At 66.7% G+C, this 19,868-nt stretch carries 22 protein-coding genes; 19 read left to right on the forward strand and 3 right to left on the reverse strand.

Going from position 1 to position 19,868, the window contains the following annotated elements; translation table 11 throughout:
- Positions 1-3: 3 nt before the first annotated feature.
- From AC07OX_RS17615 to AC07OX_RS17625, 3 genes are read right to left on the reverse strand one after another with little or no spacing between them, the layout of a single operon-like run.
- Entirely contained in the window at positions 4-1,170 is a 1,167-nt protein-coding gene (locus AC07OX_RS17615) for an MFS transporter (protein ID WP_495261031.1), read from the reverse strand.
- Positions 1,171-1,172: 2 nt separating this feature from the next.
- On the reverse strand, positions 1,173-1,940 hold the full coding sequence (locus AC07OX_RS17620) for an SAM-dependent methyltransferase (protein ID WP_369646081.1): 768 nt from the start codon (positions 1,938-1,940) through the stop codon (positions 1,173-1,175).
- A complete protein-coding gene (locus AC07OX_RS17625) occupies positions 1,937-2,518 on the reverse strand; it encodes a Maf family protein (protein WP_495261030.1) in 582 nt (193 codons plus the stop codon). The genes AC07OX_RS17620 and AC07OX_RS17625 overlap by 4 nt, the downstream gene beginning before the upstream one ends.
- Positions 2,519-2,604: 86 nt before the next feature.
- Here AC07OX_RS17625 and AC07OX_RS17630 point away from each other — a divergent pair, with 86 nt between their 5' ends.
- From AC07OX_RS17630 to recO, 19 genes are all read left to right on the forward strand, one after another.
- Positions 2,605-3,162, forward strand: a complete 558-nt coding sequence (locus tag AC07OX_RS17630) for a YceD family protein (protein WP_495261029.1) — start codon at positions 2,605-2,607, stop codon at positions 3,160-3,162.
- 173 nt (positions 3,163-3,335) lie between these two features.
- Positions 3,336-3,518, forward strand: coding sequence for a 50S ribosomal protein L32 (gene rpmF / locus AC07OX_RS17635; protein ID WP_057592299.1), 183 nt, complete (start codon positions 3,336-3,338; stop codon positions 3,516-3,518).
- Positions 3,519-3,579: 61 nt separating this feature from the next.
- Positions 3,580-4,677: a phosphate acyltransferase PlsX gene (plsX, locus tag AC07OX_RS17640; RefSeq protein WP_495261028.1), complete on the forward strand. Its 1,098-nt coding sequence runs from the start codon at positions 3,580-3,582 to the stop codon at positions 4,675-4,677.
- The gene (locus AC07OX_RS17645; RefSeq protein WP_070062242.1) at positions 4,677-5,654 is read left to right on the forward strand and encodes a beta-ketoacyl-ACP synthase III; all 978 of its coding nucleotides are present in this window, start codon (positions 4,677-4,679) and stop codon (positions 5,652-5,654) included. Before plsX ends, AC07OX_RS17645 begins: the two co-directional genes overlap by 1 nt.
- A 51-nt stretch (positions 5,655-5,705) precedes the next feature.
- On the forward strand, positions 5,706-6,659 hold the full coding sequence (gene fabD, locus AC07OX_RS17650; protein WP_495261027.1) for an ACP S-malonyltransferase: 954 nt from the start codon (positions 5,706-5,708) through the stop codon (positions 6,657-6,659).
- Between the two features lie 32 nt (positions 6,660-6,691).
- Positions 6,692-7,435: a 3-oxoacyl-ACP reductase FabG gene (gene fabG, locus AC07OX_RS17655; RefSeq protein ID WP_062475549.1), complete on the forward strand. Its 744-nt coding sequence runs from the start codon at positions 6,692-6,694 to the stop codon at positions 7,433-7,435.
- Positions 7,436-7,535: 100 nt separating this feature from the next.
- Entirely contained in the window at positions 7,536-7,775 is a 240-nt protein-coding gene (acpP, locus tag AC07OX_RS17660; RefSeq protein WP_007830471.1) for an acyl carrier protein, read from the forward strand.
- A 96-nt stretch (positions 7,776-7,871) separates the two neighbouring features.
- Positions 7,872-9,116, forward strand: a complete 1,245-nt coding sequence (gene fabF / locus AC07OX_RS17665; RefSeq protein ID WP_495261026.1) for a beta-ketoacyl-ACP synthase II — start codon at positions 7,872-7,874, stop codon at positions 9,114-9,116.
- Between the two features lie 13 nt (positions 9,117-9,129).
- Positions 9,130-9,612, forward strand: coding sequence for a hypothetical protein (locus AC07OX_RS17670; protein WP_493193347.1), 483 nt, complete (start codon positions 9,130-9,132; stop codon positions 9,610-9,612).
- Between the two features lie 9 nt (positions 9,613-9,621).
- Positions 9,622-10,296 (forward strand): RNA polymerase sigma factor RpoE, encoded by a 675-nt coding sequence (gene rpoE, locus AC07OX_RS17675; protein WP_235926394.1) that lies wholly within the window; start codon positions 9,622-9,624, stop codon positions 10,294-10,296.
- A 17-nt stretch (positions 10,297-10,313) separates the two neighbouring features.
- On the forward strand, positions 10,314-10,988 hold the full coding sequence (locus AC07OX_RS17680) for a sigma-E factor negative regulatory protein (RefSeq protein ID WP_495261025.1): 675 nt from the start codon (positions 10,314-10,316) through the stop codon (positions 10,986-10,988).
- 38 nt (positions 10,989-11,026) lie between these two features.
- Positions 11,027-12,094 (forward strand): MucB/RseB C-terminal domain-containing protein, encoded by a 1,068-nt coding sequence (locus AC07OX_RS17685; RefSeq protein WP_495261024.1) that lies wholly within the window; start codon positions 11,027-11,029, stop codon positions 12,092-12,094.
- Positions 12,095-12,202: 108 nt separating this feature from the next.
- A complete protein-coding gene (locus AC07OX_RS17690) occupies positions 12,203-13,681 on the forward strand; it encodes a DegQ family serine endoprotease (RefSeq protein ID WP_495261023.1) in 1,479 nt (492 codons plus the stop codon).
- Between the two features lie 522 nt (positions 13,682-14,203).
- Complete coding sequence (lepA, locus tag AC07OX_RS17695; protein WP_495261022.1) at positions 14,204-16,015, forward strand: translation elongation factor 4; 1,812 nt, start codon at positions 14,204-14,206, stop codon at positions 16,013-16,015.
- Between the two features lie 11 nt (positions 16,016-16,026).
- Complete coding sequence (lepB, locus tag AC07OX_RS17700) at positions 16,027-16,992, forward strand: signal peptidase I (RefSeq protein ID WP_062475534.1); 966 nt, start codon at positions 16,027-16,029, stop codon at positions 16,990-16,992.
- A gap of 41 nt (positions 16,993-17,033) precedes the next feature.
- A complete protein-coding gene (locus AC07OX_RS17705; protein WP_062475531.1) occupies positions 17,034-17,405 on the forward strand; it encodes a DUF4845 domain-containing protein in 372 nt (123 codons plus the stop codon).
- 20 nt (positions 17,406-17,425) lie between these two features.
- On the forward strand, positions 17,426-18,112 hold the full coding sequence (rnc, locus tag AC07OX_RS17710; RefSeq protein ID WP_056572447.1) for a ribonuclease III: 687 nt from the start codon (positions 17,426-17,428) through the stop codon (positions 18,110-18,112).
- A 7-nt stretch (positions 18,113-18,119) separates the two neighbouring features.
- Positions 18,120-19,085: a GTPase Era gene (gene era, locus AC07OX_RS17715; protein WP_492697184.1), complete on the forward strand. Its 966-nt coding sequence runs from the start codon at positions 18,120-18,122 to the stop codon at positions 19,083-19,085.
- A gap of 1 nt (position 19,086) precedes the next feature.
- Positions 19,087-19,860: a DNA repair protein RecO gene (recO, locus tag AC07OX_RS17720; RefSeq protein WP_495261021.1), complete on the forward strand. Its 774-nt coding sequence runs from the start codon at positions 19,087-19,089 to the stop codon at positions 19,858-19,860.
- Positions 19,861-19,868 lie beyond the last annotated feature (8 nt).

A 19,868-nucleotide genomic window follows, 5' to 3' on the forward strand; every position in this document is an offset into this window, starting at 1 on the left:
TTTTCAGGCGGCGCTGCTGTCGTCGCTGCCGGTGAACCGGGCCGAGGCTGCCAGCGCGGCGGCAAAGGCCACCACCACATAGAGCGCGGCGGTCAGCGAACTGACCCGCGCCAGCAGGCCGATCACCGCAGGCCCTGCCATGAACCCCAAATAAGCAATGGCCGATACGGCGGCGATGCCGTTGGCAGGCGCCACGCCCGGTACGCGGGCCGAGGCGCCGAACAGGATCGGCACCACGTTCGCGAAGCCGACCCCGACACCGGCGAAGCCCAACAGCGCGAGCCAGGGCAGGTCGGTCAGCAATACCAGCGTCATCGCCCCCGCCGCCAGCAGGCCGCTGCCGCGCAGCAAGGCCGTGGGTGAGAAACGGGCGCGCATCGCGTCGCCGCCGAAACGCGCAGCTGCCATCGCGGCGGAAAAGCTCGCATAGGCCAGCGCGGCCTGCTGCTGCGGGCTGCCCAGTTCCTGCTGCATGTAGAGCACGCTCCAGTCGTAGATGGCGCCCTCGGCGATCAGTCCCAGCGCGGCCAGCACGCCGAGCACCGCGAGCACGCCGCGCGGCAGGCGAAAGCCGTGGTCCGTTGCAGCCGCGCCGTCGGCGGGTGCGGCCGGCGTGGGCAGCATACGCGTTGCTGCAATCGCGACCACGCCGATCATCACCACGGCCACCGTCCACAGGTGAGTCTGCGGCGCCATGCCGGCGGCCAGCGCCGCGCTGCCGCTCGCGGCGCCGACCATGCCGCCGAGGCTGAACATGCCGTGCATGCCGCTCATCAACGGCTGATTGCCGCGCAACTCGAGCTGTGCGGCCTCGGTGTTGATCGCCACGTCGAACACGCTGGTGACCAGGCCGAACACCGCCAGCAGGCCCAGCAGCGCGGCATAGCCGGGCATCGCGATCAGGCCGGCGATCAGCAGTGCGTAGACGCAGCCGCACAGCGCGGCCATGCGGCGCGGGCCGTGGCGGCCGATCCAGCGACCGGCGCTCGTCAGCCCAACCATTGCTCCAGCGCCCGCCGCGAGCATGGCGAGCCCGAGCTGCGCCTCGTCGATGGCGTAGTGCGCCTTGACCGTCGGCACGTGCACGCCCCAGGTCGCGAAGATGAAGCCCGACGCGAAGAACTGGGCGCGCGACGCCCAGCGCGTACTGGCCGTGACGCCCGGCCCCACCGTCAGCGCCCGATCGCGAACACGGCGGGCAGGCGCTCGTCGGTCGTGGCCTGCGGCTTGGCGGCGCGCCAGGCTTTCACCGTCTCGCTGCGCACCTGCGCGGTCGCCAGCGTCAGGCCGCGCGCGACGGCGAGCCGGGTGTTGTGCTGCAGCGTCTGCACAAGCGCCTGCAGCAGGGCGGCATTGCGGTACGGCGTTTCGATGAAGAGCTGCGTCTGGCCGGTCTTGAGTGCGAGCGCCTCGAGCTCGCGGATGCGCGCCTGGCGCTCGCCGCCGTCCTGCGGCAGGTAGCCGACGAAGGCGAAGTTCTGTCCGTTCAGGCCGCTTGCTGCGAGGGCCAGCAGCAAAGACACCGGCCCGGTGAGCGGCACGACGGTGATGCCCAGGTCGTGCGCGGCGCGCGCCACCGACGAGCCGGGGTCGGCCACGGCGGGCATGCCGGCTTCGCTCAGCAGGCCGACGTCGTGGCCTTCGAGTGCGGCGGCCAGCAGCGGGCGGGCGTCGAACTGGCCGGCGTGGTCGCCTTTCTTGTGCACCTCGCGCGGCAGTTCCTGGATGTTCTGCGCCTGCAGCGGCGCGGCCAACGGCACGACGGCGTCGATGCGCTTCAGGTAGGCGCGGGCCGACTTGGCGTTCTCGCAGATCCAGTGCGTGATGCCGGCGGCGGCCTGCAGCGTGCCCAGCGGCAGGGCGTCCTGCAGCGGGGCCTGGAGGTCGCAGCCGAAATCGAGCGGCGCGGGGACGAGGTAGAGCTTGCCTGGGGTGGTCACAGCAGGTCGACCCCCGCGGCGCGCAGCATCCGGCAGGTGCGGATCAGGGGCAGGCCGACCAGCGCGGTGGGGTCGTCGCTGTCGATGGCATCGAGCAGGGCGATGCCGAAGCCCTCGCTCTTGGCGCTGCCGGCGCAGTCGTAGGGCTGCTCTGCTAATAGGTAGCGCTCGATGGCGGCGTCCGAGAGGTCGCGGAACACCACGCGCACGGGGGCGATGTCGCGCTGGACGAAGCCCGTCGCATGGCAGACCACGGCCACGGCGGTCTGGAAGATCAGCGTCTGGCCGCGCATGCGGCGCAGCTGGGCGGTGGCCCGTGCGTGGTCGCCGGGCTTGCCGAGCGCTTCGCCCGCCAGGTCGGCGACCTGGTCGGAGCCGATCACCACCGCGTCGGGAAAGCGCGTGGCCACGGCATTGGCCTTTTCCAGCGCCAGGCGCTCGGCCAGCGCGCGGGGCGTCTCGCCTTCGAGCGGGGTTTCGTCGACTTCGGGGGCGTGCACCTCGAAGGGCAGATGGAGGCGGGTGAGCAGTTCGCGCCGGTAGCGCGAGGTCGAGGCGAGGATCACGGTGCGTTGCATGCAGCGATTGTGCGTGAGCGACCGGACCCGACCGGCTCGACGGGTTGCTCGCCTGGGAGGGCGGCCGGCGCGCTAGACTGGGGCGGATGAAGAGAGAATTTGCCCCCGAAAGGCTCAATGTGCCCGCGTTCACCGCGGCGGCTGCCACGCTGGATGGTGCCGATCCGGTCCCGGGTTTCGCACGCCTGGTCGCCGAACTGGCGACGCCGGCCACCGACGCCGTGGTCCGCTGGGAAGCGACCGGCGAAGAGCGCCCCGGCGCCGACGGCAAGGCGACGCCCTGGCTGCACCTGGATGTCGAAGCCACCGTGCCGCTGGTCTGCCAGCGCTGCCTGTCGCCGGTCGATACCGAACTGTTCGTGGACCGCTGGTTCCGTTTCGTGGCCGACGAGGCCACGGCCGAGGCGGAAGACGAGGAGTCCGATGAAGACCTGCTGGTCGTCAGCCGCGATTTCGACCTGCGCGGGCTGATCGAGGACGAGCTGCTGATGGAAATCCCCGTCATGCCGGTCCACGAAGTGTGCCCGACGCCGGTGCGCCTGTCGTCCAGCGACGACGATTTCCAGGCGGCCGAAGAGGCCAAGCCGAACCCCTTTGCCGTGCTCGGCGCGTTGCGTCCGCGCAAGCCCGAAGAGGGAAAGTAGCCCTTTCTCCGTGGCTGGGCTATAATCATGGGCTTCGCGCGCGCCGCCGTGAGCAGCAATGCATACAAGGCAAAGGCAGAACGTGGCATTCCATGCATGCCGCCGGAGCTTTCGCCTCATTGCCACCGCTTGAGCCCGCATCCAGTCACCCACCTAACCGTCCAGGAGCCATCATGGCCGTCCAGCAAAACAAGAAGTCGCCTTCCAAGCGCGGCATGCACCGTTCCCACAACGCCCTGGGCGTGCCCGGCATCGCTGTCGAGCCCACCACCGGCGAAACGCACCTGCGCCACCACATCAGCCCGAACGGTTTCTACCGCGGCCGTCAGGTGCTCAAGAACAAGTCCGAAGCCTGATCTCGAATCCCAAGGCCAAGGCCCGAAGCTACTTTTGCTGTAGCGTCGGGCCTTTGTTTTGATGGCTGCGCCTTTTTCTCCCGAACTCACTGCTGCGCCCGCCGCAATCACGCTCGCCGTGGATTGCATGGGGGGTGATCATGGGCCGCGTGTCACGCTCGCGGCCTGCCGCGCGTTTCTCGAGCGGCACAGCGAAGCCTCGTTGCTGCTCGTCGGTGCGCCGGCCGCATTGGCGGGGTTTGCCGACCATCCGCGCGCTCGCATCGTGCCGGCCAGCGAAGTGGTCGGCATGGACGACCCCATCGAAATCGCCCTGCGCAAGAAGAAAGACTCTTCGATGCGCGTCGCGATCCAGCAGGTCAAGGATGGCGCGGCGCAAGCGGCGATATCTGCCGGCAACACGGGTGCATTGATGGCGATCGCACGCTATCTGCTCAAGACGCTCGATGGCATCGACCGGCCCGCCATTGCGCCCCAGCTGCCCAATGTGAAGGGCGGGGCGACTACAGTGCTCGATCTCGGCGCGAACGTCGATTGCGATGCCGAGGACCTCCTCCAGTTCGCCGTGCTGGGCTCTGCGCTCGTTTCGGCGTTGACCGGCAACGAATCGCCGTCGGTCGGCTTGCTCAATATTGGCGAAGAAGCCATCAAGGGCAGCGAAACCATCAAGAAGGCCAGTCAACTGCTGCGTGCTGCTGCCAACTCCAAGGATCTGAACTTCTACGGCAACGTCGAAGGGAATGACATTTTCAAGGGCACGACCGACATCGTCGTATGCGACGGATTTGTCGGCAACGTGGCGCTGAAGGCCAGCGAAGGCGTCGCGTCGATGATCGGCGAGTTCATTCGTGTCGAGTTTTCGCGAAACGTTCTCACGAAACTGGCGGCTATTGTTGCTTACCCGGTTCTAAAAGCGTTCAAAGGTCGTCTGGATCACCGTCGCTACAACGGCGCGGCCTTGCTGGGCCTGCGCGGGCTGGTGTTCAAGAGCCATGGCTCGGCCGACGAAGTGGCTTTCGGCCATGCGTTGGATCGCGCTTATGATGCCGCTCGCAACAACCTGCTCGATCGCGTGCGGGCCCGCATCGCCCACGCCGCGCCTTTGCTCGCGCGGCAGGAGTCGGCGGCGTCGGCCGACGCGACAGCTCTTCACGCTTGATGACCCCTTTTTCGCGCATTACCGGCACCGGCAGCTACCTGCCCCCCCGCCGCGTCACCAATGACGACCTTGCCAAGGATCTGGCGACACGCGGCATCGAAACTTCCGATCAGTGGATCGTCGAGCGCACCGGCATTCACGCGCGCCACTTCGCGGCGCCCGATGTCAGCAGCAGCGATCTCGGCCTCGAAGCCGCGAAGCACGCGCTGGAAGCTGCCGGTCGCAAGGCGAGCGATGTCGACCTGATCATCGTCGCGACCTCGACGCCGGACATGGTGTTCCCGTCGTCGGCCGCGATCCTCCAGCACAAGCTCGGCATTGCCGGCTGCCCGGCCTTCGACGTCCAGGCGGTCTGCAGCGGTTTCGTCTACGCACTGACGGTGGCCGACGCGATGATCCGCACGGGCACTGCGCGCTGCGCGCTGGTGATCGGCGCCGAAGTGTTCTCCCGCATCCTCGACTTCAACGACCGCACCACCTGCGTGCTGTTCGGCGACGGCGCGGGCGCGGTGGTGCTCGAGGCTTCCGACGAACCTGGCATCCTGGCCAGCGACCTGCATGCGGACGGCAAACACGTCGGCATCCTGTGCGTGCCGGGCCACGTGTCGGGCGGCAACGTGCTCGGCACGCCGCTGCTGCACATGGACGGCCAGGCCGTCTTCAAGCTGGCGGTCCGCGTGCTCGAAGATGCCGCGCGCGCCACGCTGGCCAAGGCCGGCAAGACCGAGGCTGACATCGACTGGCTGATTCCGCACCAGGCCAACATCCGCATCATGGAAGGCACGGCCAAGAAGCTGAAGCTGCCGCGCGAGAAGCTGGTCGTCACGGTGCACGAGCACGGCAACACCTCGGCCGCCTCGATCCCGCTGGCGCTCGACGAAGCCGTGCGCTCGGGCAAGGTGAAGAAGGGTGAGACCCTCATGCTGGAAGGTGTGGGCGGTGGCTTCACCTGGGGCGCGGTGCTATTGAATCTGTAGTGCGTCGCGACGCCCCGAAGCGGGCGTCGGCGCGGTGACGAAGAAACAACAATGAAATCCTTTGCTTTTGTCTTTCCGGGTCAGGGCTCGCAGGCGGTCGGCATGCTCGACGCCTGGGGCGATCACCCGGCCGTGGCCGAGACCTTGCGCGAAGCCTCCGAAGCGCTGAGCGAAGATATCGGCGCGCTGATCAAGAACGGTCCCAAGGAAGAGCTGGCGCTCACCACCAACACGCAGCCCGTGATGCTGGTGGCTGGCGTGGCCGCCTGGCGTGCCTGGCTGGCCGAAGGCGGTGCCACGCCGTCCGTCGTCGCCGGTCATTCGCTGGGCGAGTATTCGGCGCTGGTGGCTTCGGGCGTGCTCACGCTTGCGCAGGCCGCGCCGCTGGTGCGTTTTCGTGCGCAGGCCATGCAGCAGGCCGTGCCGGTCGGCGTCGGCGCGATGGCGGCGATCCTCGGCATGGCGTCCGACAAGGTGGTCGCCGGCTGCGCCGAAGCCACCGCCACGTTCGGTCCCGGCAGCGCCGAGGTGGTCGAGGCCGTGAATTTCAACGATCCCATGCAGACCGTGATCGCCGGCAGCAAGGCCGCGGTCGACAAGGCCTGCGAGCTGCTGAAGGCCAATGGCGCCAAGCGCGCATTGCCGCTGCCGGTGTCGGCACCGTTCCATTCGAGCCTGATGAAGCCCGCGGCCGAAGCCCTGCGCGAAAAGCTCGCGAGCGTGGCGCTGGCTGCGCCGCAGATTCCGGTGCTCAACAACATCGACGTGGCTGTCGAGACCGATGCCGACCGCATCCGCGACGCCCTGGTGCGCCAGGCCGCCGGTCCGGTGCGCTGGGTCGAAAGTGTTCAGGCCTTGAAACTGCGCGGTGCAACCGCCATCATCGAGTGCGGTCCCGGCAAGGTGCTGGCCGGCATGGTGAAGCGCATCGCCCCCGAACTGGAAGCCGCGTCGGTGTACGACCCAGCCACCCTCGCGGACGTCCGACAATCGCTCGCCGGCTGAACGCCGCCAGGCCCCGATACTCTTTCTCTCTTATGAGCACTCCCAAATTCGAAGGCCAGGTCGCCCTGGTCACCGGCGCAACGCGCGGCATTGGCGCCGCCATTGCGCTCGAACTCGCGCAGCGCGGCCTCAAGGTCGTGGGCACCGGCACCACCGACGATGGCGCCGCCAAGATCACCCAGGCGCTGAGCGCGTTCGACGGCCGCGGCCGTGCGCTCGACGTGAACGACGGCGCTGCCGTCGAAGCCCTGATCGACGAGATCGTGCAGGCTTACGGCGCGATCCATGTGCTGGTCAACAACGCCGGCATCACGCGCGACACGCTTGCCATGCGCATGAAGGACGACGACTGGGATGCGGTGCTCGACACCAACCTCAAGGCCGTGTTCCGCCTCTCGCGCGCGGTGATCCGCCCGATGATGAAGCAGCGCTATGGCCGCATCATCAGCATCACGAGCGTGGTGGGCGCGTCCGGCAATGCCGGGCAGGCCAACTACGCGGCGGCCAAGGCCGGTGTGTCGGGCATGACCCGTGCGCTGGCCCGCGAACTCGGCAGCCGCAACATCACGGTCAACTGCGTCGCGCCTGGCTTCATCGAAACCGACATGACGGCCAGCCTGCCGGAAGCCCAGCAACAGGCGCTGCTCTCGCAGATCCCGCTGGGCCACCTGGGCAAGCCGGCGGACATCGCGCATGCGGTGGCCTACCTCGCATCGCCGCAGGCCTCGTACGTGACGGGGCAGGAGCTGCACGTCAACGGCGGCATGCACATGTAGCCGAAAGGCGCAATCTTTTTCCGTACCGGAGCGCGGGGCAAATGCCACGGGCCGCCCGGCTAAAATCCACCAGTTACCTACAACCCTTAGAGGGAATCAAATGAGCGATATCGAAGCACGTGTCAAGAAAATCATCGCCGAGCAGCTCGGCGTGGAAGAGTCCCAAGTGACGAACGAAAAGGCTTTCGTGGCCGACCTCGGCGCTGACTCGCTCGACACGGTCGAACTCGTGATGGCACTCGAAGACGAGTTCGGCATCGAGATCCCGGACGAAGACGCCGAGAAGATCACGACGGTGCAGAATGCCGTCGACTACGCCACCAAGAATCAAAAGGCCTGATCGGCCAGCTGACACTGCAACGACGGCCGGCGGCTCTTTTTTCAACCGCCCGCGCCGATCGGCAGCTGCTCAGCGCTTCCAGAAAGGTTTGCCGGCATGACCAAACGCCGCGTCGTCGTGACCGGACTCGGTTGCATCGCTCCTGTCGGAAACACCGCAACCGAATCCTGGGCCAACCTGTTGGCCGGGAAGTCGGGCATTGCGAACATCACCGCGTTCGATGCAAGCGCCTTCGCCTGCAAGTTCGCCGGTGAGGTCAAGGGTTTCGACATCACCCAATACATCTCGGAGAAAGAAGCGCGTCACATGGACCGCTTCATTCATCTGGGACTCGCCGCCGCCATCCAGGCGGTGCAGGACAGCGGACTGCCGACCGGCGAAGCGCTGCCCTATGAAAAGGCCGTGCGCATCGGCTGCAACATCGGCTCGGGCATCGGCGGTCTGCCGATGATCGAACAGACGCATGGCGAATACGCGAGCCGCGGCCCGCGCCGCATTTCGCCGTTCTTCGTGCCGGCGTCGATCATCAACATGATCTCGGGCCACGTCTCGATCAAGTACGGCTTCAAGGGCCCGAACATCGCCGTCGTGACCGCCTGCACCACCGGCCTGCATGCCATCGGCACGTCGGCACGCATGATCGAGTACGGCGATGCTGACGTCATGATCGCGGGCGGCGCCGAATCGACCATCTCTCCGCTCGGCATCGGCGGCTTCACCGCGCCTCGCGCATTGAGCACCCGCAACGACGATCCCACCACGGCCTCGCGCCCGTGGGACAAGGACCGCGACGGCTTCGTGCTGGGCGAGGGCTCCGGCGTGCTGGTGCTCGAAGAGTACGAACACGCCAAGGCGCGCGGCGCCAAGATCTACGCTGAGGTTTCAGGCTTCGGCATGACCGGCGACGCGTACCACATGACCGCGCCCGACGTCGACGGCCCGCGCCGTTCGATGGCGATGGCGCTGGCCAATGCGGGTGTCAACGCCGACGAGGTCCAGTACCTGAACGCGCACGGCACTTCGACGCTGATCGGTGACCTCAACGAGACCAACGCGGTCAAGCTGGCGTTCGGCGATCACGCGAAGAAGCTCGTCGTCAATTCGACCAAGTCCATGACCGGCCACCTGCTGGGCGGCGCGGGCGGCATCGAATCGGTGTTCACGGTGCTTGCGCTGCATCACCAGAAGAGCCCGCCGACGATCAACATCTTCAACCAGGATCCGGAGTGCGATCTCGACTACTGCGCCAACGAGGCGCGCGATCTGAAGATCGACGTCGCGGTCAAGAACAACTTCGGCTTCGGCGGTACCAACGGTACGCTGGTGTTCAAGCGCGCTTGAGCGTCGCTCTCCCATGCACAGCGCACCGTCGGTGACCTATCCGGTGGGGCGCACCCGCGGCGCGACCCGGATTCTCCTGGCTCTTTGGACCCTGGGCGTCTGCTGCGCGGGCGCGGCCTGCTATCTGTTCGATAGCAATGGCTGGCGCCAGTTGCTGCTGCTCCTCAGCGTCGTCTTTTCCGGTGTCGCCGCGGGCTTTGGCCTGCGGCGGGACGGTGCAGCCACGTTGCACTTCGACGGATCGCATTGGTCGCTGACCGGTGCCGATCCGTCGCGCGGCGTGCTCGCCGCGCGCGCCGTCGTGGCGCTCGATTTCCAGTCGCTGCTGCTCATCCGCCTGGCCGAACCCGGCCGCGCGGCGCGATGGGTCTGGCTCGAGCAGCGGGCCATGCCTGAACGCTGGCGCGACGTGCGCCGTGCGGTCTATGCGCGGCCCCCGGCGGCCGAGCCGGCCGGCGACCCCTGGCGCGCGACCGCTCCGGCCGATGCGCCCTGACCCGTTTCGATGACCACTTCCCTGCCTCCCGTGCCTCCGGAGTCCGCGCTGCCCGATGAGGCGGCGCAGGCGCCGCGCCCGGGTGAGGTTGATTTCCAGCTGGTGCAGCGCACCGTCGCGGGCGACCAGAAGGCGTTTGAGCTGCTGGTCATCAAGTACCAGCGCCGCATCGAACGGCTGATCGGGCGCATGGTGCGCGATGTCGACCTGATCGAGGACATCGCCCAGGAAACCTTCATTCGCGCCTACCGCGCGCTGCACCAGTTCCGCGGCGAGGCCCAGTTCTACACCTGGCTGTACCGGATCGCCGTGAACACCGCCAAGAAGGCGCTGGTGGACATGAAGCGCGATCCGACCGTCTCCGAAAGCGCACTGCGTTCGTCCTCGGACGACGAAGATGAAACTTACCGTCCTGGAAACGAACCAACCAGCGATGAAACCCCCGAATCGGTCATGGCGGCGAACGAAATCGCCAGTGCCGTCGAGGCTGCCATGGAAGCGCTCCCGACCGAGTTGCGCCAGGCGGTCACGCTGCGCGAGATCGAGGGGATGAGTTACGAAGAGATTGCCGAGGTCATGGATTGCCCGATCGGCACGGTGCGCTCGCGTATTTTCCGGGCGCGCGAGGCCATTTCGGCCAGGGTCAAGCCGCTGCTGGACAACCAGTCCGGCAAGCGTTGGTAGATCAGCAGGTGAATGACATGAATCAGACGATGACGGTTCGGGAACAGGTGTCCGCGCTGGCGGACGGCCATTTGCAGGGCGAGGCGTTCGCGCGTGCGATCGAATCCGTCTGCGCCGGGGGCGACTCGCGCGACGCCTGGCACGCGTACCACGTGGTGGGCGACGTGCTGCGCTCGTCGGCGCATTCGCGCTGCAGCGACACCTCGGCCTTCCTGGCGCGCTTCCAGCAGCGGCTGGCGCAAGAGCCGGTCGTGATCGCGCCGCCCGCGGCCGTGGCGCCGCTGGCCGCCGTGCCGGCCGCGATGCCCGTGCGGCAACGCGCCGAGGCGGCCAACGAGCCGGTGTTTCGCTGGAAGCTGGTGGCGGGCGCCGCGTCGTTGATGGCCGTGGCGGCCATCAGCTGGACGCTGGTCGGCAACGGCGCTGCGGTGCCGAACGGCGGTGCCCAACTGGCCGCGGTGCAGCCGCCCGTGGCGAACTCGGTGCTGGCGGCCGCGGCCGGTGGCAGCGAACTGCCGGGCAACGGCGCCCTGACACCGACCCGCGTGCTGGTCGGCAGCGGCAATCCGCAGGTCATGCTGCGCGATCCGCGCCTTGACCAACTGCTCGAAGCCCACCAGCAGGCCGGTGGTGCATCGCAAATGCCGTCCGGTTTCCTGCGCAACGCCACCTTCGAGGGCCCCACGCGCTGATTGCGCGACCGTCGCCGCCTGCAATGACCGTTGTTCACATGCCGATTTCCGCACGCACCCTGGTGCTCGCGTTTGCTGTTCTTTGCCTGGGGCAGATGGCCACCGCGCAGACCCGCTACGGCGCGGCGAACACGAAGAGCGTGCCCTCGGCGCAGACCGACGAACCGCCAGCCATGGGCGTGACCGAGTGGCTGCAGCGCATGCATGCGGGCGCACGGCAGCGCAGCTACGTGGGCACCTTCGTGGTGTCGGCCCCGGGCGGCGACCTGTCGAGCGCGCGCATCTGGCATGTGCGCGACGGCGATCACCAGCTGGAGCGCATCGAAGCGCTGTCGGGCCCGCCGCGCTCGACCTTCCGGCGCAACCGCAACGTGATGACCTTCCTGCCCGAGGCGAAGGTCGTGAAGGTCGAGAAGCGCGAGAACCTCGACCTCTTCCCCAACCTGCCCGACAAGCCCGATTCGTCGGTGGGCGACTACTACGACGTGCGCGCCATCGGCAAGGATCGCGTCGCGGGCTTCGACGCCGACGTGGTGCAGCTGGTGCCGCGCGACGGCCTGCGCTTCGGCTACCGCATCTGGAGCGAGCGCCGCTCCGGCCTCGTGGTGAAGCTCCAGACCGTCGACAGCGACACCCGTGTGGTCGAGCAGTCGGCGTTCTCCGAGCTGCAGCTCGATGCGCCCGTGAAGGCGCAGGCGCTGGCGCAGATGATGGCCAACACGAATGGCTACCGCATCGAGAAGCTCGAACTCGAGCGCAGCACCGCGCAGGACGAAGGCTGGATGCTGCGCACACCCGTGGCCGGATTCAAGCCCCGAAGCTTCTTCCGGCGCCCCGCGCTGCCCGCCGGCGACGGCAAGCCGCCCAAGTCCGAGGCGACCACCGTCCAGTGGACCTTCTCCGACGGCCTGGCAACGGTCTCGCTCTTCATCGAACGCTACGATCCCGCGCGCACGCCAGGCGATGGCGTGCTGACCATCGGTGCCACCAACGCGATCCGCCGGCGACTGCCCGCACCGGCCAGCGACTGGTGGCTGACCGCGGTTGGCGAGGTGCCGCAGCAGACGCTCAATGCCTTTGCCCAGAGCCTCGCGCGCACGCGCTGACGGGCGATAGGCTGACGCCGTGCAGGCGTTCGGGCTGAACCAAGCCGGCGCCGGGTACTCATAGCCTCTGTCGTTATTTGCAGCTCTGTTCTTTTTGAAAGACAACCGATGATGTTCAAAGTCGAGGGACACAAGCTTCGTTCCGGTCTGCTGGCCTTTGCGCTGGCGCTGACGGCCGGCGCCACTTTTCTGCCGGTCGAGTCGGTGCATGCGCAGACGCGCACGCTGCCCGACTTCACCGACCTGGTCGACCAGGTCGGTCCGTCCGTGGTCAACATCCGCACCGTCGAGAAGGTCGCGCAGCGCGGCGGTGGCAACGGCGAGATGGACGAGGAGATGCAGGAGTTCTTCCGCCGCTTCTTCGGCCAGCCGCTGCCGGGCACGCCGCGCCAGGGGCCGCGTCCGAACCGTCCGCAGCAGGAAGAAGAGCGTCCGCGCGGCGTGGGCTCGGGCTTCATCCTGACGGCCGACGGCTACGTGATGACTAACGCGCACGTGGTGGAAGACGCCTCCGAGGTGCTGGTCACGCTGCCCGACAAGCGCGAGTTCAAGGCCAAGATCATCGGTGCCGACAAGCGCACCGACGTGGCTGTGGTGAAGATCGAAGCCACGGGCCTGCCCGCGGTGAAGGTGGGTGACATCTCCAAGCTGCGCGTCGGCGAGTGGGTGATGGCGATCGGTTCGCCCTTCGGCCTGGAGAACACCGTCACGGCCGGCATCGTGAGCGCCAAGCAGCGCGACACGGGCGAGTACCTGCCGTTCATCCAGACCGACGTGGCCATCAACCCCGGCAACTCGGGCGGCCCGCTGATCAACATGCGCGGCGAAGTGGTGGGCATCAACAGTCAGATCTATTCGCGCTCGGGCGGCTTCATGGGCATCTCGTTCTCGATCCCGATCGACGAGGCGATCCGCGTCAGCGAGCAGCTGCGCACCTCGGGGCGCGTCTCGCGCGGGCGCATCGGCGTGCAGATCGACCAGGTCACCAAGGACGTGGCTGAAGCCATTGGCCTGGGCAAGGCGCAGGGCGCGCTGGTGCGCGGTGTCGAAGCCGGTTCGCCGGGCGAGAAGGCCGGCGTGGAGCCGGGCGACGTCATCACCAAGTTCGACGGCAAGGCGATCGAAAAGCCGAGCGACCTGCCGCGTCTCGTGGGCAACACCAAACCGGGCACCAAGAGCACGTTGACCGTGTTCCGCCGCGGCAGCTCGCGCGACCTCAGCGTGACCATCGCCGAGATCGAGCCGGACAAGCCCGCCAAGCGCGCAACCGACCGCGACGAGCCGGCTGCGAAGCCGTCTGCCTCCGCGGCCCTCAAGTCGCTCGGCCTTGCGGTCAGCGACCTCAGCGATGCGCAGAAGAAAGAGCTCAAGCTGAAGGGTGGCGTGAAGGTCGATGCCGCCAACGACGCCGCGGCGCGCGCCGGCCTGCGCGAGGGTGACGTCATCCTGGCGGTGGGCAATCTCGAGGTGGCGAATGCCCGCGAATTCGAGGCGGCGGTCGCCAAGGCGGACAAGGCCAAGTCGCTCAGCGTGCTCTACCGCCGGGGCGACTGGGCGCAGTACGCCCTGATCCGACCCGCACGCTGATACGGCGGCGGCGTCAAGTGGCCCCACCCGGCAGTCGGGTTTGGGGCCATTTTTTCGAGGTGTTTACGACGCTTCGGCGCCAGCCTTTAAAAAAATCCTGGGCCTCGAAAACGCCAGGATTTGTGTGCGATCACTAACTTATAAAAGGGCTAAGGACGAATTTCGGTAGAATAGACAGCTCCTGGCGGCCAGTCAGCGCATAAAGAGGGCGATGGCCTTCACGATGCGAGATGTCACACAGCCGTCCACCGGTGCTCCACAGATCGCCCACAAGTTGTTCAGCTACTGCTCCACCGATCCTGTTGATAAGTTGTGAGTATCTTTGATGTTGTGGACCTGCAACGAGCCCTTTGGACCCTGTTCCCGGATGTACGTGCTTCCCTTTTTGCCTACAATGAAGTTCCAACTACTGCAGTTGCCATTGCTTGTTGGTTCAGGGCGCGTCTCCAGAAGACGCGCCCTTTTTTCTTGGCCCCGCCCCTCGGCGCCCGAGCCAATTCAAGTACTTAAGCGTTCCCGTTGATGAATCACATCAGAAATTTTTCGATCATTGCGCACATCGATCATGGCAAGTCGACGCTCGCAGACCGTTTGATCCAGCGTTGCGGCGGCCTCGCGGAACGCGAGATGGAAGCGCAGGTGCTCGACTCGATGGACATCGAAAAAGAGCGTGGGATAACCATCAAGGCGCAGACCGCCGCGCTGCACTACAAGGCACGCGACGGACAGGTCTACAACCTCAATCTGATCGACACGCCGGGCCACGTCGACTTCTCGTACGAAGTGAGCCGCTCGCTGTCCGCGTGCGAAGGCGCATTGCTCGTTGTCGACGCATCGCAAGGCGTCGAAGCGCAGACGGTGGCCAACTGCTACACCGCGCTCGACCTCGGCGTCGAAGTGATCCCGGTGCTCAACAAGATCGATCTGCCGAATGCAGACCTCGACAACGCGCGCACTGAGATCGAAGACGTGATCGGCATCGATGCGAACGACGCGATTCCGTGCTCCGCAAAAACCGGTGTCGGCATCGACGACATCCTCGAGACCATCGTCGCGCGCATGCCCGCACCGCGCGGCAATCCCGACGGCCCGCTGCGCGCGATGATCATCGACAGCTGGTTCGACCCGTACGTCGGCGTCGTGATGCTGGTGCGCGTGGTCGACGGCCGCCTCGTGAAGGGCGAGCGCATCAAGATGATGGCCTCGGGCGCGATGTACAACGCCGACAGCATCGGCGTCTTCACGCCCGCCAACGAAGCGCGCGCGTCGCTCGAAGCCGGCGAGGTGGGCTACATCATCGCGGGCATCAAGGAGCTGCAGGCGGCCAAGGTCGGCGACACGGTCACGCTGATCCGGCCCGGCACCGGCGGCGCCGCCGCCACGGCCACCGAGGCGCTGCCCGGCTTCAAGGAAATCCAGCCGCAGGTGTTCGCGGGCCTGTACCCGACCGAAGCCAGCGAGTACGACTCGCTGCGCGACGCACTCGAAAAGCTCAAGCTCAACGACTCGTCGCTGCGCTACGAACCCGAAGTGAGCCAGGCGCTGGGCTTCGGCTTCCGCTGCGGCTTCCTCGGCCTGCTGCACATGGAGATCGTGCAGGAGCGCCTGGAGCGCGAGTTCGACCAGGACCTGATCACGACCGCGCCGAGCGTGGTCTACCAGGTGGTGCGCAACGACGGCGAAGTGATCATGGTCGAGAACCCGTCCAAGATGCCCGACGTCGGCAAGATGGCGGAAATCCGCGAGCCCATCGTCACCGTGCACCTGTACATGCCGCAGGAATACGTCGGCTCCGTCATGACGCTGGCCAACCAGAAGCGCGGCGTGCAGCTGAACATGGCCTACCACGGCCGCCAGGTCATGCTGACCTACGAGATGCCGCTCGGCGAAATCGTGCTCGACTTCTTCGACAAGCTGAAGTCGGTGAGCCGCGGCTACGCCTCCATGGACTACGAGTTCAAGGAGTACCGCGCCTCCGACGTGGTGAAGGTCGACATCCTGCTCAACGGCGACAAGGTCGATGCGCTGTCGATCATCGTGCACCGCAGCCAGTCGCAGTACCGCGGCCGGGCGGTGGTGTCGAAGATGCGCGAGATCATTTCGCGCCAGATGTACGACGTGGCGATCCAGGCTGCCATCGGGGTCACGATCATTGCGCGTGAGACAATCAAGGCACTTCGCAAGAACGTGCTCGCCAAGTGCTACGGCGGCGACATCTCCCGCAAGAAGAAGCTGCTCGAGAAGCAGAAGGCGGGCAAGAAAAGAATGAAGCAGATCGGCTCCGTCGAAGTCCCGCAAGAGGCCTTCCTCGCGATTCTGCAAGTCGAAGACTGATCACCACGAACATGGCATACCTCACCACCCTGGTTCTCGCGGCGTTCGCCAGCTACGTCGGCGCCTGGTATTTCGGCGCGCTCGAAGGCAACTTCGCGCTGCTGCTGTTCGTGGCCACGGTGGTCACCGGGGTCTACTGGCTGGCCGAGCGCTTCTACTTCCTGCCGCAGCGCGAACGCGCCGCCGCCACGCTCGAGAGTTCCATCGCCGAACGCAACACGCGGCTGGCGGGGCAGGGCATCACCCAGGTCGACACCACCGACGCCAAGGCCAGCGAGCGCCTGCTGATGCAGCCCTGGTGGCTCGACTGGACCGCGGGCCTGTTCCCGGTGATCCTGGTGGTGTTCCTGCTGCGCTCGTTCCTGTACGAGCCCTTCAAGATTCCCTCGGGCTCGATGATGCCCACGCTGCTGACCGGCGACCTGATCCTGGTCAACAAGTTCACCTACGGCCTGCGCCTGCCGGTCGTCAACACCAAGCTCACCGACGGCACGCCGCTGGCGCGCGGCGACGTGGTGGTGTTCCGCTACCCGCCCAAGCCCAGCATGGACTACATCAAGCGCGTGGTCGGCATCCCGGGCGACGAGGTGGCCTACCTGAACAAGAAGCTCACGATCAACGGCCAGCCGGTGGGCAAGGCCCCGATCGCCGACTACCTCGATGGCGAGTCGATGCGCATCCTGAAGCAGTTCGACGAAGACCTCGGCGGCAAGCAGCACAAGATCCTCAACGACGAGAACGCCCCTGCCTTCGTGCCAGGGGCCAGCGACTTCCCGTTCCGCGAGAACTGCCGCTACTCGGTCGAGGGCGTGGTGTGCAAGGTGCCCGAAGGCAACTATTTCATGATGGGCGACAACCGCGATAATTCGGCCGATTCCCGTTTCTGGGGGTTCGTGCCGGACAAGAACATCGTGGGCAGGGCCTTCTTTGTCTGGATGAACTTCGGCGATCTCGGTCGCATCGGTCCGTTTCAATAATTAATCAACAGTCAACGTTACTGTTCGAGGGGTAAGAGGGCATGAGAACCAACAGTCGGTCCGTCCGTGGCAGTGCTGCGCACCAGCGCGGCATCTCGTTCATCGGCCTGGTGTTCGTCGCGGCGGTGCTGGGCTGCGTGGGCGTTGTCGTCGCGCAGGTCATTCCGACGCTGATCGAATGGCAGGCCATCGACAAGGCCGCCAACAAGGCCAAGGAAGGCGCCACGGTGCCCGAGATCCGCGCGATCTTCGACCGCGCTCAGGCCATCGACGACTTCAAGTCGGTCAGCGGCCGGGACCTCGAGATCAAGAAGGTGGGCGACAAGGTCGTTGTGTCGTATGCGTACGAGCGCGAGATCCCCCTGTTCGGGCCGGCCTACCTGACGCTCAAATACAAGGGCGCGTCCCGCTGACCGCGGTGTCGAACAAGAAGGTGGACGGCAGCCTCGTCGCGCTGCAGGCGCGCCTTCAGTACACGTTCTCGGACCCGCGCCTGCTCCAGCTCGCGCTCACGCACCGCAGTTTCTCGGCCGATCACAACGAGCGCCTCGAGTTTCTCGGCGACTCGGTGCTGAACCTGGCCGTCTCGCACCTGCTGTACATCCGCCTCTCGGAACTGCCCGAGGGCGACCTGTCGCGCGTGCGGGCCAACCTGGTCAAGCAGGACACGCTGCACCGGCTCGCGCTGGGACTGGCGCTGTCGCCGCTGTTGCGCCTGGGCGAAGGCGAAGCCCGCTCGGGCGGCCCGAACCGGCCCTCCATCCTGGCCGATGCGCTCGAAGCGCTGATCGGCGCGGTCTACCTGGACGCCGGCTTTGCCGCCGCGCAGGCGCTGGTGCACCGGCTCTACGAGGCGGTCGAGATCAATCCGCGCATGGAAGCCGCCGCGAAAGACCCGAAGACCGAATTGCAGGAATGGCTGCAGGGCCACAAAATGAAGCTGCCGGTGTACCGCGTGGCAGCGACGCTGGGTGCAGCGCACAAGCAGACCTTCGATGTCGAGTGCGAGGTGCCCGAGCTGGGCCTTCGCGAGCGCGGCATCGGCGGCTCGCGCCGCGCCGGCGAGCAAGCTGCCGCGGCCGCCATGTTGATCCGGCTCAAGGCACGCGGCGCCGCGTGAAATCAGAATGAACGATGTAACCCATCCCGAAGCGGGACCCGAAGACACCGCAGGCGACACGCCTGCCACGGGGCCGCAGCACTGCGGCCTGATCGCCATCGTCGGCAAGCCCAATGTGGGCAAGTCGACGCTGCTCAATGCGCTGGTCGGCCAGAAGATCAGCATCACCTCGCGCAAGGCGCAGACCACGCGCCACCGCATCACCGGCATGCGCACGCTGGGCGCCACGCAGTTCGTGTTCGTCGACACGCCGGGTTTCCAGACCCTGCATGCCAACGCGCTGAACAAGTCGCTCAACAAGACCGTGCAGGGCGCGGTCGGCGACGTCGACCTGATCCTGTTCGTGGTCGAGGCCGGCAGCTTCACGCCGGCCGACGAGCGCGTGCTCAAGCTGCTGGGCAAGGGCATCCCCACGGTGCTGCTGGCCAACAAGCTGGACAACGTGCACCGCCGCGGCGACATCGCGCCCTGGCTGCAGACGATGCAGGCCAAGCACAGCTTCGCTGAATTCGTGCCGATGTCGGCCAAGAACTCGAAGGACGTCGAGCGCCTGTTCGGCATCTGCGAAAAATACCTGCCCGAGCAGCCCTGGTTCTACGACGAAGACGAGCTCACCGACCGCAGCGAGAAATTCCTCGCCGGCGAACTGGTGCGCGAAAAGCTCTTTCGCCTCACGGGCGACGAGCTGCCCTACACCTCGACCGTCATCATCGACAAGTTCGAGGAAGAGCCGCCCCAGAAGAAGGGCCAGAAGCGCCTGCTGCGCATCGCCGCCACCATCGTGGTCGAGCGCGACGGCCACAAGGCCATGGTGATCGGCGACAAGGGCGAACGCATCAAGCGCATCGGCATGGAAACCCGCGTCGAGCTCGAGAAGCTGGCCGACGCCAAGGTGTTCCTCGAGCTGTGGGTGAAGGTGCGCTCGGGCTGGGCCGACGACGAGGCGCGCGTGCGCTCCTTCGGCTACGAATGAAGTGGCTGCCGCTCATCGCGTTTCGCATGAACCGGCTTACGTGCTCCATCGCTACGACTGGAGCGAGTCGAGCCTGATCCTCGAGGTCTTCACCCGCCACCACGGGCGCATCGCGCTCGTGGCCAAGGGGGCGAAGCGGCCGAGTTCCAATTTCCGTCCCGTGCTGCTGCCGCTGCAGCCGCTGCAGCTCAACTACGGCGGCGACGCCGAGATCCGCACGCTGAAAGGCGCTGAATGGATGGGCGGCCACGTCATGCCGACCGGCGAGGCGCTGCTCTCGGGCTACTACGTCAACGAACTCCTGCTGCGCCTGCTGGCGCGCGACGACGCGCACGAGGCGCTGTTCGACGCCTACGCCGGCGTGGTGCAGGTGCTGGCCGGCGACCACGCGGGCGCCCAGGCCGCGACGCAGGCCGCCGCGCTGCGTGCCTTCGAGCTGCTGCTGCTGCGTTCGGTCGGCCTGCTGCCCTCGCTCGACGTGCAGACGCTCACCCTGGAGCCGCTGGCGGCCCGCACGCGCTACACCCTCGTGCCCGAAGCCGGCCTGCGCCAGGCGGCCAAGGACGAGGCCGCGCTGCCCGGCGCCGACTGGCAGGTGCTGCAGAGCGTGCTCGACGACCGCACCCCGTTCACCGCCACCCTGCGCGAGGTCGCGACGATGAACGCCGGCAGCAACAGTGCCCTGCGCAACCAGCTGCGCACCTTGCTCAACTACCATTGCGGCGTGACCACGCTGCGCACGCGGCAAATGATGAGAGATCTGCAAGCGCTCTAGCCCGGCGC

The organism is Variovorax sp. GW821-FHT09D07 (genome assembly GCF_059416345.1).

Bases quoted from the DNA above. Each gene is read 5' to 3' on its own strand.
- plsX (WP_495261028.1), top strand. From the start codon at position 3,580: ATGGCTGCGCCTTTTTCTCCCGAACTCACTGCTGCGCCCGCCGCAATC.
- era (WP_492697184.1), top strand. From the start codon at position 18,120: ATGAACGATGTAACCCATCCCGAAGCGGGACCCGAAGACACCGCAGGC.
- fabF (WP_495261026.1), top strand. From the start codon at position 7,872: ATGACCAAACGCCGCGTCGTCGTGACCGGACTCGGTTGCATCGCTCCT.
- rpmF (WP_057592299.1), top strand. From the start codon at position 3,336: ATGGCCGTCCAGCAAAACAAGAAGTCGCCTTCCAAGCGCGGCATGCAC.
- AC07OX_RS17680 (WP_495261025.1), top strand. From the start codon at position 10,314: ATGAATCAGACGATGACGGTTCGGGAACAGGTGTCCGCGCTGGCGGAC.
- AC07OX_RS17645 (WP_070062242.1), top strand. From the start codon at position 4,677: ATGACCCCTTTTTCGCGCATTACCGGCACCGGCAGCTACCTGCCCCCC.
- AC07OX_RS17685 (WP_495261024.1), top strand. From the start codon at position 11,027: ATGCCGATTTCCGCACGCACCCTGGTGCTCGCGTTTGCTGTTCTTTGC.
- AC07OX_RS17670 (WP_493193347.1), top strand. From the start codon at position 9,130: ATGCACAGCGCACCGTCGGTGACCTATCCGGTGGGGCGCACCCGCGGC.
- acpP (WP_007830471.1), top strand. From the start codon at position 7,536: ATGAGCGATATCGAAGCACGTGTCAAGAAAATCATCGCCGAGCAGCTC.
- AC07OX_RS17630 (WP_495261029.1), top strand. From the start codon at position 2,605: ATGAAGAGAGAATTTGCCCCCGAAAGGCTCAATGTGCCCGCGTTCACC.
- fabD (WP_495261027.1), top strand. From the start codon at position 5,706: ATGAAATCCTTTGCTTTTGTCTTTCCGGGTCAGGGCTCGCAGGCGGTC.
- rpoE (WP_235926394.1), top strand. From the start codon at position 9,622: ATGACCACTTCCCTGCCTCCCGTGCCTCCGGAGTCCGCGCTGCCCGAT.
- fabG (WP_062475549.1), top strand. From the start codon at position 6,692: ATGAGCACTCCCAAATTCGAAGGCCAGGTCGCCCTGGTCACCGGCGCA.
- AC07OX_RS17625 (WP_495261030.1), bottom strand. From the start codon at position 2,518: ATGCAACGCACCGTGATCCTCGCCTCGACCTCGCGCTACCGGCGCGAA.
- lepA (WP_495261022.1), top strand. From the start codon at position 14,204: ATGAATCACATCAGAAATTTTTCGATCATTGCGCACATCGATCATGGC.
- AC07OX_RS17690 (WP_495261023.1), top strand. From the start codon at position 12,203: ATGATGTTCAAAGTCGAGGGACACAAGCTTCGTTCCGGTCTGCTGGCC.
- lepB (WP_062475534.1), top strand. From the start codon at position 16,027: ATGGCATACCTCACCACCCTGGTTCTCGCGGCGTTCGCCAGCTACGTC.
- AC07OX_RS17705 (WP_062475531.1), top strand. From the start codon at position 17,034: ATGAGAACCAACAGTCGGTCCGTCCGTGGCAGTGCTGCGCACCAGCGC.